This is a genomic window from Salicibibacter cibarius (assembly GCF_016495725.1).
Lineage (GTDB): Bacteria > Bacillota > Bacilli > Bacillales > Marinococcaceae > Salicibibacter > Salicibibacter cibarius.
This window is the reverse complement of sequence record NZ_CP054705.1, coordinates 2,197,849-2,211,880: the sequence shown is the minus strand read 5'-3', so window position 1 is coordinate 2,211,880 and position 14,032 is coordinate 2,197,849. Positions and strand designations below refer to the sequence as shown.

The window sequence follows — 14,032 nt, the reverse complement described above, 5'->3', positions numbered from 1 at the left end:
CGGAGGAGGAATTTCATTGTCACTGAAATCGGGAGACGTTATTACGTTCGAACGTTCGTTCACAAAAGAGGATGTTGAATTGTTTACGAAAATATCGTTGGACGAAGGTTCGCACCACGTAACTCCTGACGAGAAAGGGAGACTTGTCATCCAAGGATTATTGACCGCAACGTTGCCAACAAAAATCGGAGGAGACAATAATGTGCTCGCCCGAACCATGACGTTTGATTTTAGAAAACCTGTTTATACGGAAGACACGATACAGTGCGAGGTCACCATTGATGAATTAAAGAAAAAAGATGAAGCAAAAACCTCCATTTCTGCATCATTTGTTTGTTTAAATCAAAACGAAACCAAAGTATTGACGGGCACTTTCGCAGGCGTAATTTTAGGCTGATTTTTGAAGCGCCGCTTGACCAACAGGATCATGCGGCTGCTCATTTACACTTATTCCTCCCCATGAATCGCTTCCACTTCATATTTATGCTCGCCGACCCCTTTAAGAAATCAGATGCTTGAGCTTAGGGTCTTTCAGAAGGGCTCAGTCTGAAAAGCGGCTTTCAATCGCGGACATTTTATGTCCAAACCCACCTGCTAAAGCAGGTGGGTCGTTTAATGGCAACCATACCTGCTTTATCGCGGGCTTTTTTCCAAACATTTCCCTTATAGTTTGATCGGAAAACACCATATACGGGGCTATTTTATATTTCTTTGCGACGGGTAAATCCGAGATACGTGCAAAATTAGGACATCCCATCGGGAATAATACCATCTGTTAGTCTGCGGCTAGGGGAAAAAGCTCATGGAAGCATCAGTCACATATCTAGCGCAAAACAGCTGAAATAGGGAATCACCCTCGGCAAGGACGCTTTGGGTGATCAAATAAAGGGTATACGCCAGGCGCGTTGATTAGCCAAAATTATCCAAGCAAATGACTTAAAAAAATGAAGGCATCACTATGACCATAAAGGTAAACCCTACCAAAGGAGTGATGCCTTCATGGGACAATCTAACACACTTTTAAAGGTTTTTAAATCCTTCGTGTCGATGGAAGAAATCGAGAACATTCTTCGTTCACATGATTACCAAGAAGTCGGGCGAAAATGGCTGGGAACCGATCAAATTTTCTTTTGGCTATTGGCGTCAAGTGAACAATGGCAAAATTACCGTGAAAGCGAGAACAAACTCAAAATTGATCCGAGCCTCAAAGCCGTTGATCACACGACGTTATCGACAAAAGCTAGCATCCTTCCTTATGAAGCCGTCAAAGAGATACTGGAGCTTTTAGGTTCCCGTTTCAATCGGGAAACTCGTCGTTCCATGGACTTGCCGGTTTCGTTGGCAGCGCTGGATTCAACGACGATGACCGTAGGCGAAAACCGGCTCCCATGGGCGCCTTATCACGGGAAACGTAACGGCGTTAAAATGCATACATTTTTCCGTGTGGATACGCTGCTTCCGATCCAAGTGGAGGCTTCCAAAGGATTGACGCATGATGCGGCTGTTGCTCATTCATTTTCGCACCAATTGATCACATCTGTTCGAGACCGCGCCTATGCTACCATCCGTGATTTCGATAACCTTGAAGACGAGGACAAAGGCTTTGTGATCCGCTTGAAAACGTCCATCTATACCGAAGAGCGGGAGCCTATCCCACGTGTAACGTCTGAACATTCCAGAGTTTTCGATGATTATTCAGCGAAAATAGGGAAAGGGAAGAAGCAGTCCAATCACCGGTTTCGTATCGTTTGTTTTTATGATGATGAAGGGAATACCCTTCGGGTGGCCACAAACCTCAGCACCCTTTTTGCCGAAGATATCGCCGATCTCTATAAGGCACGCTGGCAGATCGAGCTTTTTCACCGCTTTCTCAAACAACACTTGAATCTGAATCACTTCTTTGGAACGACGCCGAATGCGGTCTATGGGCAATTATTTTGCGCCATCATGGTTTATATGGTCCTGCGATTTTTATACAACCAGCTGGCACCTGTATGGCGGATGACCCGGCGTACGTTCATTCAATTTGCACGGGAATTGATCCTTGGTACATCACCATTGGAAGTCAAAGACACCTTAGCTCAATTTCTAGATGACAGGAAGAACATGACACCTACGTAAGTAATTGTATGGAATTTAATGGTAAATCAACGCGCCTGGGTATATGCCTTTTAGAAAAACGTGACCTCTCGCCAATGGTACGTTTATCCTTATAGTGTAAAAAGGTATAACAGAAGAATCATCAAATTTTAACTGGAATGATTTCTCAAACAGGCGTACACTGGCCAGCTCCAGCGTCTTTAAAAAAGTATGATCTTCGATATGGGGGACGTTGAAAGCTCCTGTGTCACTAAGAAAAGAAATATCCTCAATTGTGCGTATCTATATCCCCCGACGGTGGTCATACCAAATATGAGAGGGGGACGGGATGATATTGCTTACTTTGTTCCGCTCGGAGCGGCTCGATCTCCGGCAGAGGGATTACTAGCGCCTGCCCGATGCTGGGTGACCGAGTAATTCAACCACCCTGCACTAGTGTGACACGAACTGATCGATTCACACGATTCATGCCATCCGCAATACGGTATTAATAATACCAACGAAAAAACCGACCACAAAAATAATCGGATAAATCTATAGATCGATATCCATGCAAACTCTCTTTTGACTAGCGTACTAGAGATTGTTAAATTCCTCCACTCGCTTTAAAATACGATGTGGCTGTTGCTTAAAGTCTGTTGTTTGATATTCCGGAAGCCATTGTACCCCAATCGTGTACACTTTAGCGGCGAGCCCAGCTTCAATGTCCGCATCACTATCACCGAGAAACATTGCTTGATCAGTGTCCGTCTTTACGATAGAGAGCGCTTGTTGTATCCCTTCCGGATCGGGCTTCGGACGTTCAACATCATCGCCGGTAATGATGACATCAAAAAAATGTTCCATTCCAAGCGCTTCCAAAGATAGATCCAAACTTCGCCTCGCTTTTCCCGTGACGATCCCCACTTTTATCCCTTGATCGCTTTTCAATGAACGCAATAAATTGTTGATGTCTTCGTTGTTATGTACCAACCTGGCATGGTTCTTTTTATATGCCTCGTAATACGTTTCGATGGCATCATTTTTCGCCTGATTCACAAGGTTTTTTCTAATAATCTCTGTCTCTGACGGACCGAACATAGACATGACCTCTTGCGCCGAGAGATTTTTCCCGTCAAAGGTTGCAAAGGTTGTTTGAAAAGCATGGTGCACCACCGGCAAAGTATTGGCGAGTGTGCCATCAAAATCGAATAGTATCGCTTTCATTTTCATTGTACCCCTCCCGTTACTTAAATTATCATTTTCCTTTTTGATAAATGCAAGGGATGAAGAAAAACCTAGAAAAATAGGCTTATCGTCCCTTGCCGAATCACTGACATTCGATATGCTCAATATAAGATCCTATTTACGTTAGGAGTCATATTGCTGTGGTGAGTATCTACGAATTGAAGCCTAAATTTCAACAATTATTACGCCCACTTGTGAGAGGATTGGCGAAAATAGGAGTAACAGCAAATTTCGTTACAATAACTGCCGCTGTCCTGTCGATCGCGCTCGGGATCCTTTTGCTGCTATATCCCTCTTATAACTGGCTGATTTTATTTGTCCCTGTTTTTTTATTTTTTCGAATGATGTTGAATGCCATTGATGGCATGCTTGCCCGTGAACATGGGATGGAATCTTCCATGGGAGCCATTTTAAACGAATTGGGGGACATTGTTTCCGATGCAGCCCTTTATTTACCTTTTGCCCTCATTCTTGATGTACCTCCCGCTTTGGTCGTATCTCTCGTAGTATTAGCGCTTGTTACGGAAGTCACGGGGATTCTTGGTACAGTGATTGGCGGAAGCAGGCGTTATGATGGCCCTATGGGCAAAAGTGATCGTGCGTTTGTGTTTGGTATGCTGTCTCTGTTGATTTATTTTTTTTCTTTTCCATCGATCCTTTACACCATCGTGATCGCTGTATTATTTCTGCTCTTGGTTTTAACAACATTTAATCGCGCAAACCGTGCTTTAAAGGAGGTTCGTTCATAAATGGCATTTCTATCGGATGTAATGGAGACCATTTTGGACATGAATGTTTGGGCAAATCCTCTAGTGCAAGTGCTGCTCGGGATTTTCGTGCTTTTGATTATCGCGAGTATTGTTAATCATCTTCTGAAACGATCGAGACCTGACAAAAATTTCAGTGAGATCGGCAACCGCATTCGTTCATGGTGGTTTATGGCGATTGTCTTTTCCATCGCGACGTTGATTCACGAGAACATATCACTCGTTTTTTTTGCTTTTCTTACATATCTGGCTTTAAAAGAATACTTTTCGATGATCCCGACACGGCGAGCGGATCGCAGAGTGTTGTTCTTTGCCTATCTTTCCATTCCTATTCAATTTCTGTGGATTTATATGGAATGGTATGGCATGTTTATCATTTTCATTCCCATTTATATGTTCTTGTTTTTGCCTATTGTAATGGTATTGATCGGTCAGACGAAGGGTTTTCTGAAGTCCATCGGGGCCATCCATTGGGGAATCATGCTGATGGTTTTCGGCTTAAGCCACTTGGCTTATTTTCTGGCGCTGCCTGAAGCGATGAACCCGTTAGCAGGCGGTGCCGGTTTTATTATCTACTTGGTCATTCTTACGCAATTGAATGATGTCTCACAATTTTTATTCGGAAAAATGCTCGGCAAGCGAAAAATTGTCCCTGCCGTCAGCCCGAACAAAACGTGGGCCGGGTTTCTTGGTGGTGTCGGATCCACGGTGTTGCTTGCTCTTTTACTTGCTCCCTTGCTCACACCTTTCACATGGGTGGCAGCAATTGGCAGCGGGGTATTGATCAGTGTCTTCGGTTTTATCGGGGATGTGAATGTTTCAGCCTTAAAACGGGACATTGGTGTCAAAGACAGCGGGAAGGCGCTTCCGGGCCACGGGGGAATCCTCGATCGGATCGACAGCTTGACTTACACTGCCCCGTTGTTTTTCCATTTCACAAATTTCTTTTATTAGAAAATCTTTCCTTATCGCCGAAATTGGCGAAAGTCAAAGTCTTTTCTTATACTTTAATCCTTAAACGAAAAACGAAGGTAAATATTCTTAAAGTGTTAAAAAGGGGGTGGCATTATGCCCTGGTTACAAAAGCTCTTCTTTATTTTTATGGTAAAACCGATATTGCTCATTGTGCTCGGCATTAACCTCCATCATCCGGACCGGCTGCCTAAGGACGGACCTGCAGTGTTGATTGCCAATCACAACAGTCATATGGACACACCGCTATTGATGAATCTGTTTCCACTCAGCAAATTGCCCAACGTCCGTCCGATTGCCGCCGCTGATTACTTTTTCAAAACACGCTGGCTTGCTTGGTTCGCCACAAACATTATGAATATCATCCCGATTGCAAGACGTGGCGACAAAAAACAAGGGGATCCGCTTGAACCGTTATCAGATGCTCTTGATCGTGGCGAGGTGCTTATTTTCTTCCCCGAAGGCACACGCGGAGAACCGGAGCAAATGACAGAACTGAAAAGCGGATTGGCTCATTTGATTAAACGTCACCCGCATGTCCCTGTGCATCCCATTTTTACACACGGATTAGGAAAAGCGATGCCGAAAGGAGATCCGTTGATCGTCCCGTTTACCGCTAATATTCATATTGGGGAACCGCTTTTTTGGCAAGGGGACCGCGAGCAATTTATGGCTGCTGCCAGTGACCGCTTTCGGACATTGAAAGAAGAAGGGAACTACGGCGAATGGGAATGAAGCGTTGGTCAGGTGTGTGGGGGTTGGCAGAGGCAACCCTTTTCTTCATCGTTCCCGATGTGCTCATTACCTATGGGGCTCTCTCGAATCGAATCCGGATGGTCGTTCGTTTATGCTTGTGGGCGCTTGGCGGAGCTTTAATAGGGGGATGCCTGATGTACATCATGGGCGTATGGTTTGCTGATCACACGCGCCAACTTCTTGTCATGGTCCCGGCGATTGATGACGCTTTAATTGAAGACGTTCGTACACAATTACGAGAGACAGGATGGCAAGCGATCATCCTGGGCCCTACTCAAGGCATCCCTTATAAAATTTATGCCAGCTACGCCGCTGAAGCAGACATTTCCCTCCTGCTCTTTTTGCTCATTAGTGTCCCGGCGCGTGTGGTACGTTTTCTTCTTGCCGGATTGCTCGTATGGGGACTTAGTCAGTGGTTGTTAAAGCCTATCTGGTTACACTGGAAGATGATCACCTGGTTATTGTTTTGGCTAACCTTTTATAGCTTTTACTTTGTACGGATGGGGGGATGACAATGTTAATGGAGTGCTCTTGTGATAGCCGCCAGAGTTTGAAAAAAATTGATAAAACTGTCCTTCTGAAATACCTATTCAACACGCTTCAGATTCGATATGATCGTTAATACAAATGATTGCCAAATCTATTGATGCCAAATTAAAAGTGTCAGGAATCTATTAATTGGAATTGGATAAAGATTGAACAACCAATCTATATACATAATCACTGATTGGCGGAGCGATCATGACTCCAATTGAAGTCAATATGATATTTTCAACCAAAATAATACGGTTGATATTACGCTTTTGATAACAGGAGTTCTTCCCAAAACAACTGTTCACATTCACCGATAGCTTGATACAGCTGATTAGCACCCATCGCACCTCCGAGCAGTGATCGCCGGTCCTTATAAGGTCCACAACGTCCCCCGAATAGCAGAAACTGTTGTTATAAGGGGCATTGAAAGAGCCAATTGGAAGTACAATAAAACCCTTTATCACAGCTTTTTCGTATATGTGGCTTTTTTAGCCTCTAATGATGGACCCGTTACCGTCTTCCGGCAGGTATTATGAATCTCTCTAGATTCATTAACCAATATTAGCCAAACAAGGGGTGCCTCCATGGGCATCCCTATTGCCACTCCAGTTATTTCCCCCCTGAGTATTGCATTCGGTTTGTACCACCCTTGCAATCTTTTTTACCACCAAGTGCGGAGATATTTACCACTTATTGCGGAAGCCTTTACCAATACACCACCTCCTGTATACTTAATGGGCATGCCAAACGGCATGACATTAGGAATACAGGAGGTTTTTTATGTTCCCATATCGACAGATGCTGGAATTACATGACGAGGAAAGGAGTTTACGAAGTATCGCAGCTATGACCCGCCGTTCAAGGCAAAAAGTAACGGAAGTCATACGCTTGGCGGAGAAAAGAGGGTTGAAGTGTCCGCTCGATGAGGAAATGACAGATGCTTGGATTGAAGATTTTCTATATCCAGAGAAAAAGTTAGAAGCTTCTGGACGGCAAATGATTGATTTTGATTATTTGCATGAGGAGTTGGCCAAGCCCCATGTCACTTTGACATTGCTTCATGAGGAATATGTGAGGAAAGCCCGGGACCAAGCGAAGATTCCCTATGCCTATCGGACTTTTACGGAACACTACCACAATTTTGCCCAGAAGTATAAAGCGACCATGAGAATTAAGCGGAAACCAGGGGAATTGTTAGAAGTCGATTGGGCAGGTTCTACCCTATTTATCATTGATCCCGATACCGGGGAAAAAGTGAAAGTCTATGTATTTGTGGCAGCTTTACCGTGTTCTCAGCTTTCCTATGTGGAGGGCTCTTTATCCATGGATTTAGCTTCTTGGATTAAGCTTCATCAACACGCGTTTGAATACATGGGAGGCACCACCCAAATTATTGTGCCCGATAATTTAAGGACAGGGGTGACCAAGCATACCTCCAAAGAGCTGGTGTTAAACAAGACGTATGAAGAAATGGTCCGCCACTATCACTCCGTGGTCATGCCAGCACGCGTGCGTTCACCCAAAGATAAGCCGAGTGTGGAAAGTTCGGTGAACACGGTGTCGACGTGGATTATCGCTGCGTTAAGGCATGTCCAATGTTTTACGTTGGAGGAAATGAACCAAGAGATCCGAAAGAAGCTAGGGGAGTTTAACCACCGGCCCTTCACAAAAAAAGAAGGCTCTCGCTGGTCAGCGTTTATGGAAGAAGAGAAGTTCGCCCTTACTCCTCTTCCCGTTAAACCCTACGAGATGTCTGAGTGGCGAACCGCCAAGGTGCAGCCTGATTATCACATCTCTGTGAAAAGCATGTTCTACTCCGTTCCCTATGAATACATCGGAAAGCACGTCGATGTGAAAGTCTCAGATCATGTGATCGAAGTCTATTTCGATCACATGAGGATTGCCTCACATCAAACATTATATGGGAAATACGGCCAACATTCTACTGTGAAAGATCATATGCCGGATAACCATAAGCATTACGTGGAACAAACGCCGCAAAATGCATTAGATTGGGCTACAGATGTTGGGGAACATACGCTTTCCGTGGTGAAGTTCTTGTTGGAGAGCTACGGGGTTGAAAAACAAGCGCTGAAGTCTGTTTTTGCCTTAAAGAAATTGGAACGCACCTACACGGTTTATGATATCGAACGTGCGTGTAAAATGGTCCACCAGATCACGAATCGGCCTACAGTAAAAAGTATTCAAACGCTCATCAAGAACAATAAAAAAGCAGACGCAGAGAAAGCTTTCACACAGAAGCAACAGAACGTCAAAAATAAGCATGCGTTTACACGTGGGGCTTCCTATTTTGGAGGGAAAAACAAATGAACCAGCAGAATATTGATAAACTAAAAACATTGAAACTATCAGGGATGGCAGAAGCCTATGAATCTCTTTTCACGAAGGCAGAAAATAAAGAGATGGATTTTGATACATTATTCGGCATCTTAATTGACCATGAAGAATCCCGCCGGAAAAGTAATAAACTCAACCGTCTTCTCAAACAGGCAGCGTTTCCTGAACCGGCTTCAATCGAAGAGATCATGTATTATGATGACCGGAAACTAGACAAAGATTTACTCCAGCGTTTAGCCAGCGGAAGCTATATTCTGGATGGGCGAAATATTATCTTTAAAGGCGTGTCTGGAGCCGGGAAATCGTGGATGGCCGCCGCATTTGGCGTACAGGCGTGCCGACAGTTCTTCAAAGTACATTACACACGGCTTCCTGATCTATTAGAGGAATTTAAACTTGCAAAATATCAACAGGATGACAGCTATGTCAAACTCATGAGAAAGCTTCTAAAGGTAGATCTTCTTATTCTTGATGAATGGCTGCTTCACGCCTTAACCAATGAAGAAGCAGCTCTCCTTCTTGAAATCATAAACGCAAGACGTCAGGCAAAACAATCCAACATCTTTTGTTCTCAATTTGATATTGATGGATGGTACGAGAAACTGGGAGATGGCACCTTGGCAGAAGCCATTCTCGACCGAATTATTCATGATTCCTATGATATTTTCATTGACGGAAAAGTGTCGATGCGCGAACGTCTTGGTGTGCAAAAACAAACGGCAAACGATAAAGAGAACAACAATTTTTTATAAAAAACCTAGAAATGAAAGGGTGTTTAAAATGAGGGAATACATGACACTCGCGGAGACTCTCGATCTCCTACACAATTATGAGATTGACTGCGATGAATTAGATGTTAGAAAATGGATCGCTGAAGGTGAAATCGAAGCAACAGAAAATGGAGAAGATTTCAATATTACAGAGCCAGCAGTATTATCGTTTTTGGTCGATTTAAGTCGTGTTGGAACACCCTATGAAAAAGGAATTAGTGATAAAACCAAAATCGTAAGACTCGAGGAAAAAGTGGAAGAGTTACAAAAAAAGATTGATAAGCTGAAATGTGAGCTTGACTTTGAATTAGGGAGACTCCCATTTTAATGGCTAAAGATATTCCCCGCCCATGGGCGGGGAATATCTTATTTCAAGCCGTTCTTTTCATCTGTGGTAAAGGGATCCGCATTGAGTGGTACATTTTCCTGCAAAAGGTGGTAAAAAAGACCGCACAAGTGGTAAGAATTGTCCGCCGTACTCACCCCCCATGAATCTCGTCCAAAAACGCTTCGCCGTACACTTCATATTTATGCTCGCCGACGCCTTTAATGGCAAGCATACTTGCTTTTGTCGCGGGCTGCTTTCCGGACATTTCCTTTAAGGTTTGATCGGAAAACACCATATACGGGGCTATTTTATGTTTCTTTGCGACGGGTGCTCCGAGATACATGCAAAATTAGGACATCTAATGGGAAATAATCCCATCTGTTAGTCCGAGGCTAGGAGAAAAAAGCTCATGGATGCATCAGCCGAAATATCCAGTGTAACACGAATTGATCGATTTACACGATTCGGCGGTGAACCCCATCCCCATTGGTGAATTTGGGCTTGCTTTAAATAGAATGTTAAACTTCCTTCTTCTAAATTTATAAATGACTTACTCATTGAAATCATTGATATTCAGATCATCAATCTCCTTATGGAATTTTTTGGAGATTATAATCATCGCTTCATCTTCACCTTTTATATCTAATTATTAAATTAGATATTTTTTGCTACAAGTAATCATTATATAGGTTTTTAAACATTTCGTTGTTGGATAAATCACCATCATAAAATTTGTATGCTCCATTTTTTATATAGTAACAAGTATGGATAAGATTTAGTTGCTCCTTTAAATCCACTTCGCGAATTCCAATTCTTTTTATCAATCTATTATTTTGTTCATCATTAGTAATCATTGATAAAAATTGATCAGATGTTATATCGCCCTGATATAAATGTGGATCAAGGTATTTAGTAAAAGTTCTTTTAGTAACAGATTCAATATGGATTGCTTGTGGTCTTCGATTCATATAACAAAAATAATTTATTTCATCTGTTATATAAACTCCTTCTAGGAAAGATAAAACTTGATATACATTTGTAACAAATATCCTATATACTTTTTCTATTTTTTCCATTCCGAGTTCTTTCATAATAAGCTTTTTTTCTGTTTCACTATTCATGAAATAATTGACATTACGATTGAATTTTTTAATATAGGAAAATAATTCTTCTTGATTCCTCTTATAATCCTTGTGTGAAACAGGTTGCTTTTGGGTTTTTGCTTCAACGAAAAATAAATTTCCCTCCAATTGAAAAATTAAGTCTACCTCATAAAGTTCATTCTTTTTAACACTACGCTTTAAATTCGGAATAACTTTGGATATATTTTTCTTTGTAAGCAGCTCTATATGGTTCTCAAAATTCCCGCCTTTTTGGTTAAAACTACCAAATTTATTATTTTCATCCTCTTGAATACCAAGTTGAGACATTAATGCTCTAGAAATATCAATATAAGGTATCATATTGGTTATACAAACAAGTCCATCAGAAAATTTAATTAACGGAGCGTCAAACAGATCTCTAGAACTTTTTGTAAAAGTGAGCTGATTTAATAAATTAGATACATGCACTTCAGAAACACCAGCATTCATTAAAATATATTCCCATTCTGTTATACTATGGTGAATAATATTAGGGTTAGTTCCGAGTCTCAAAGAATACTCATAGAGACACCAATAGGAATTAATCCAATCTTTTAGAGGTATTCCTTTATATTTCTGTAAAAAATCTTGTGTGTAAAAATACTCCTTAATTTTATTTTCTAACACTTTTCTTTTATTAAATATCTCTGAATTATAACCTTTGTTCATATTTACATTCTTAGTTTCTTTTAAGTCTAGAAAAGGTATTTTACTCATTAATACCTTTTTCCCCCAATTACCTACTTCTCTAATCTCGAGCAGGCCATTTTCTCCATTCTCATTTATTTCTATGTCTCCAAACATCCACATCTCAATAATATTATTAATGCATCTCAATTCAGTAGCAACTTCCAGATGTTTGCCTATTAAATAATATTCATTACTTGAAGGATCATTGGTCACTAAGAAAGGTATTTTTCTGCTAGACATGTCTTTTAAAATAATACCTAAGGACATAATAATCTCTTCATTTAAATCAAGTATATCACTGAAATCTGAATTAATATACAATTCAACTTCAGACCTCTCTGCAAAGAATTTATTAATATATTCTATCAAATAATAAGGTTGCTTTTGTTTTGATATGAGTTTATAAGTTTTATTCACTTTTTTTAGAACTGAATCTCTTAACTCTTGTAATGTTTTAACTTCTTTTAATAAAGAATCAACTCTCTCTGGTGAAAGCATATAAAGGTTATCCATTATAAAATTTGTTACTAATTCCACTTGCTTTTCATCTATTGTTGTCTTGGGATCATATGCTATATACACACCAGAACTTTTTATAGCACGGAATAATGCATCATAATTTTCTGTTTTCAGAAGCTCCTCAAGATATTCAATAAAACATTTTTTGTTTCTATTACTTTTAAGCTCGTATACATCCCAATATTCCAATTTATTGCCCCCTTAACTGGATAGTATTATTTTTATTTTATCAAATTAACAGAATAAATTATCATTATGATCATAATTTGATCATAATGTAACTTTAGGTAAACATTACCTCTAATTATGTTCATTTAAACATCACTCTTGTCAGGCATTTTTATTTCTTCTTAACTCAACTTTCGGACATGACTAATACACGAAAACACCTGATATAAAGGGATTTAAGACTAATTCACCCTCAAGAAAGTAACGGTTTTCGCAAAAAATCCGGCAAGTTATCAAACAATCGATCCAAAAACGGCTGAATTTGCTCGTCGGTGAGCAAGTGTTCTTCCGCCAGCATCGAACCTAACACTTCAAGGATCATCAAGATCGCTTCGGAAAATCGAAGATCTTCGACCTCATCACAACACATGAAAAACAGCTGACCAATCGTGCGAGGATCTTCTTCCTCCCGCGAGCTCACAGCGAGCATCATGTAGCGGAGAAAAACAATTGATGTGTGCGCAGTTAACGCATCATAACTGCGGCATTGGAATTCCTTGGCCAATCTCAAGTGAGATTTGGTCACTTTGAAAAAGCATTCAATGGCCCAGCGTTTACCATAAATGCGAACAGCATCTTCTTCGGTATGATCCAGGTTCGTCGTGAGAATGGCTAACCACTGTTTCGAACGGTTACGATCACGAACAAAAATGATGCGAGCTTGAATCTCTTGCCCATTTTCATCCGAACCTAGGCCAACAAGAATGGAAGCAAGGATTTTTGCCCGGCCTCGTTTCTTGCGCACGTTTTGGTAAAGCTGGTTCAACGTATAGGATTCCCCTTCGTAGGTGTAGTGAATCTTGGGGGATCGCTTGATCATACATACGACATCCAGGGGATACTGGGTAACTACGCGTTTGATGATCGAAGGATACGCAAACCAGCTATCGAAAAGGAGCGTTTTAGCGCCAAGCTTCACAGGATTGATGTCATCCAGCAAGGTGAACAACGTTTCCGTCCCTTTCTGCAGCGCTTCTTGTCGGCGGCGGTAACCCACCGTTCGTTTGTCGATGGTCGGATTCACCTCCTGGAAACGGTTTTTTGCCTTTCTTGAACTGAGCAATGAAAAGGCCAAAGGTAGAAACGTTGCACCATCCGACCAACCAAGTGTAAGCATCCGAAAACCTTTGAAATAGGCGCCTGTGCTGTGGTCTTTGACACGTGATAGGAGTTCGACGGCTTTACTGCGATTACGGTCATAGCTCGAGTCATCGACGATCAACACACCATCGCGATCCGTCAACGGTTGGAGATAGGTCTCTATGAGATGCGCGCTCACCAAGACGAGAAATTTCCGCCAGTTATACGTTGCGCGTTTCATCAAGTCGTACACGGCATCCTTTTCCGGCGCATCCGGAAGGCGGCCGGACTCGAGCGTCCGATAAAGATTCTTCCCTTGCAGAACGAGGGAAAAGATAAATTGTACAAGAACGAGGGCAGAAAATCCTTTTTCTTTATGGATATTGGATTGGTGCAAAAACGTACCAATTTTAGCCTGTTTGAAAAAGTGCGTCACGCGAGATTGTTGCTGGTTACCTTGATCAGAATTTGGTATCATTGAAACCACAGAAAACATCCTTTCTTTGGTTTTGGTGTGGTACCTTTATTTTACCAAAGAATAGGGTGTTTTTTGCTTTTTTT

Annotated in this window: 13 protein-coding genes and 1 pseudogene; 10 read left to right on the top strand and 4 right to left on the bottom strand. The window is 41.5% G+C overall.

Features of this window, described 5'->3' with window-relative positions; translation table 11 throughout:
* Positions 1 to 16 precede the first annotated feature (16 nt).
* Together HUG15_RS11510 and HUG15_RS11505 are read left to right on the top strand one after the other, a co-directional pair.
* A complete protein-coding gene (locus tag HUG15_RS11510; RefSeq protein ID WP_200128742.1) occupies positions 17 to 397 on the top strand; it encodes a hotdog family protein in 381 nt (126 codons plus the stop codon).
* A 602-nt stretch (positions 398 to 999) separates the two neighbouring features.
* Positions 1,000 to 2,121 carry an IS4 family transposase gene (locus HUG15_RS11505; protein WP_200125136.1) on the top strand — a complete coding sequence of 374 codons (1,122 nt, stop codon included), beginning with the start codon at positions 1,000 to 1,002 and terminating at the stop codon, positions 2,119 to 2,121.
* Between the two features lie 555 nt (positions 2,122 to 2,676).
* Here the strand turns inward: HUG15_RS11505 and HUG15_RS11500 are convergent.
* The gene (locus tag HUG15_RS11500) at positions 2,677 to 3,306 is read right to left on the bottom strand and encodes an HAD family hydrolase (protein ID WP_200128948.1); all 630 of its coding nucleotides are present in this window, start codon (positions 3,304 to 3,306) and stop codon (positions 2,677 to 2,679) included.
* A gap of 164 nt (positions 3,307 to 3,470) precedes the next feature.
* Between HUG15_RS11500 and HUG15_RS11495 the strand changes: the two genes are divergently transcribed.
* The 8 genes from HUG15_RS11495 to HUG15_RS11460 all read left to right on the top strand — a co-directional run bounded on the left by HUG15_RS11495 (position 3,471) and on the right by HUG15_RS11460 (position 9,976).
* The gene (locus tag HUG15_RS11495) at positions 3,471 to 4,076 is read left to right on the top strand and encodes a CDP-alcohol phosphatidyltransferase family protein (RefSeq protein WP_246516601.1); all 606 of its coding nucleotides are present in this window, start codon (positions 3,471 to 3,473) and stop codon (positions 4,074 to 4,076) included.
* The gene (locus HUG15_RS11490) at positions 4,077 to 5,048 is read left to right on the top strand and encodes a phosphatidate cytidylyltransferase (RefSeq protein WP_246516600.1); all 972 of its coding nucleotides are present in this window, start codon (positions 4,077 to 4,079) and stop codon (positions 5,046 to 5,048) included.
* A gap of 114 nt (positions 5,049 to 5,162) precedes the next feature.
* Positions 5,163 to 5,801: a lysophospholipid acyltransferase family protein gene (locus HUG15_RS11485; RefSeq protein ID WP_200128741.1), complete on the top strand. Its 639-nt coding sequence runs from the start codon at positions 5,163 to 5,165 to the stop codon at positions 5,799 to 5,801.
* Positions 5,792 to 6,334: a hypothetical protein gene (locus HUG15_RS11480; RefSeq protein ID WP_211202380.1), complete on the top strand. Its 543-nt coding sequence runs from the start codon at positions 5,792 to 5,794 to the stop codon at positions 6,332 to 6,334. Before HUG15_RS11485 ends, HUG15_RS11480 begins: the two co-directional genes overlap by 10 nt.
* Positions 6,335 to 7,136: 802 nt before the next feature.
* The gene (istA, locus tag HUG15_RS11475) at positions 7,137 to 8,687 is read left to right on the top strand and encodes an IS21 family transposase (protein ID WP_200123701.1); all 1,551 of its coding nucleotides are present in this window, start codon (positions 7,137 to 7,139) and stop codon (positions 8,685 to 8,687) included.
* The gene (gene istB, locus HUG15_RS11470; protein ID WP_200123700.1) at positions 8,684 to 9,466 is read left to right on the top strand and encodes an IS21-like element helper ATPase IstB; all 783 of its coding nucleotides are present in this window, start codon (positions 8,684 to 8,686) and stop codon (positions 9,464 to 9,466) included. The genes istA and istB overlap by 4 nt, the downstream gene beginning before the upstream one ends.
* A gap of 28 nt (positions 9,467 to 9,494) precedes the next feature.
* Positions 9,495 to 9,812 carry a hypothetical protein gene (locus tag HUG15_RS11465; RefSeq protein WP_200123699.1) on the top strand — a complete coding sequence of 106 codons (318 nt, stop codon included), beginning with the start codon at positions 9,495 to 9,497 and terminating at the stop codon, positions 9,810 to 9,812.
* Positions 9,812 to 9,976, top strand: coding sequence for a hypothetical protein (locus HUG15_RS11460; RefSeq protein ID WP_200128739.1), 165 nt, complete (start codon positions 9,812 to 9,814; stop codon positions 9,974 to 9,976). The genes HUG15_RS11465 and HUG15_RS11460 overlap by 1 nt, the downstream gene beginning before the upstream one ends.
* Here HUG15_RS11460 and HUG15_RS11455 read toward each other — a convergent pair.
* The 3 genes and pseudogenes from HUG15_RS11455 to HUG15_RS11445 all read right to left on the bottom strand — a co-directional run.
* Positions 9,964 to 10,113 (bottom strand): annotated as a pseudogene (locus HUG15_RS11455) (HRDC domain-containing protein); the annotation flags it as partial. The gene HUG15_RS11460 and the pseudogene HUG15_RS11455 sit on opposite strands and share 13 nt — an antisense overlap.
* Positions 10,114 to 10,480: 367 nt before the next feature.
* Entirely contained in the window at positions 10,481 to 12,352 is a 1,872-nt protein-coding gene (locus HUG15_RS11450; protein WP_200128737.1) for a hypothetical protein, read from the bottom strand.
* A gap of 232 nt (positions 12,353 to 12,584) precedes the next feature.
* Positions 12,585 to 13,949 (bottom strand): IS4 family transposase, encoded by a 1,365-nt coding sequence (locus tag HUG15_RS11445; RefSeq protein WP_246516644.1) that lies wholly within the window; start codon positions 13,947 to 13,949, stop codon positions 12,585 to 12,587.
* Positions 13,950 to 14,032: the final 83 nt, after the last annotated feature.

Bases quoted from the DNA above. Each gene is read 5' to 3' on its own strand.
- HUG15_RS11505 (WP_200125136.1), top strand. From the start codon at position 1,000: ATGGGACAATCTAACACACTTTTAAAGGTTTTTAAATCCTTCGTGTCG.
- HUG15_RS11500 (WP_200128948.1), bottom strand. From the start codon at position 3,306: ATGAAAGCGATACTATTCGATTTTGATGGCACACTCGCCAATACTTTG.
- HUG15_RS11490 (WP_246516600.1), top strand. From the start codon at position 4,077: ATGGCATTTCTATCGGATGTAATGGAGACCATTTTGGACATGAATGTT.
- HUG15_RS11485 (WP_200128741.1), top strand. From the start codon at position 5,163: ATGCCCTGGTTACAAAAGCTCTTCTTTATTTTTATGGTAAAACCGATA.
- HUG15_RS11480 (WP_211202380.1), top strand. From the start codon at position 5,792: ATGGGAATGAAGCGTTGGTCAGGTGTGTGGGGGTTGGCAGAGGCAACC.
- istA (WP_200123701.1), top strand. From the start codon at position 7,137: ATGTTCCCATATCGACAGATGCTGGAATTACATGACGAGGAAAGGAGT.
- istB (WP_200123700.1), top strand. From the start codon at position 8,684: ATGAACCAGCAGAATATTGATAAACTAAAAACATTGAAACTATCAGGG.
- HUG15_RS11465 (WP_200123699.1), top strand. From the start codon at position 9,495: ATGAGGGAATACATGACACTCGCGGAGACTCTCGATCTCCTACACAAT.
- HUG15_RS11460 (WP_200128739.1), top strand. From the start codon at position 9,812: ATGGCTAAAGATATTCCCCGCCCATGGGCGGGGAATATCTTATTTCAA.
- HUG15_RS11445 (WP_246516644.1), bottom strand. From the start codon at position 13,949: ATGATACCAAATTCTGATCAAGGTAACCAGCAACAATCTCGCGTGACG.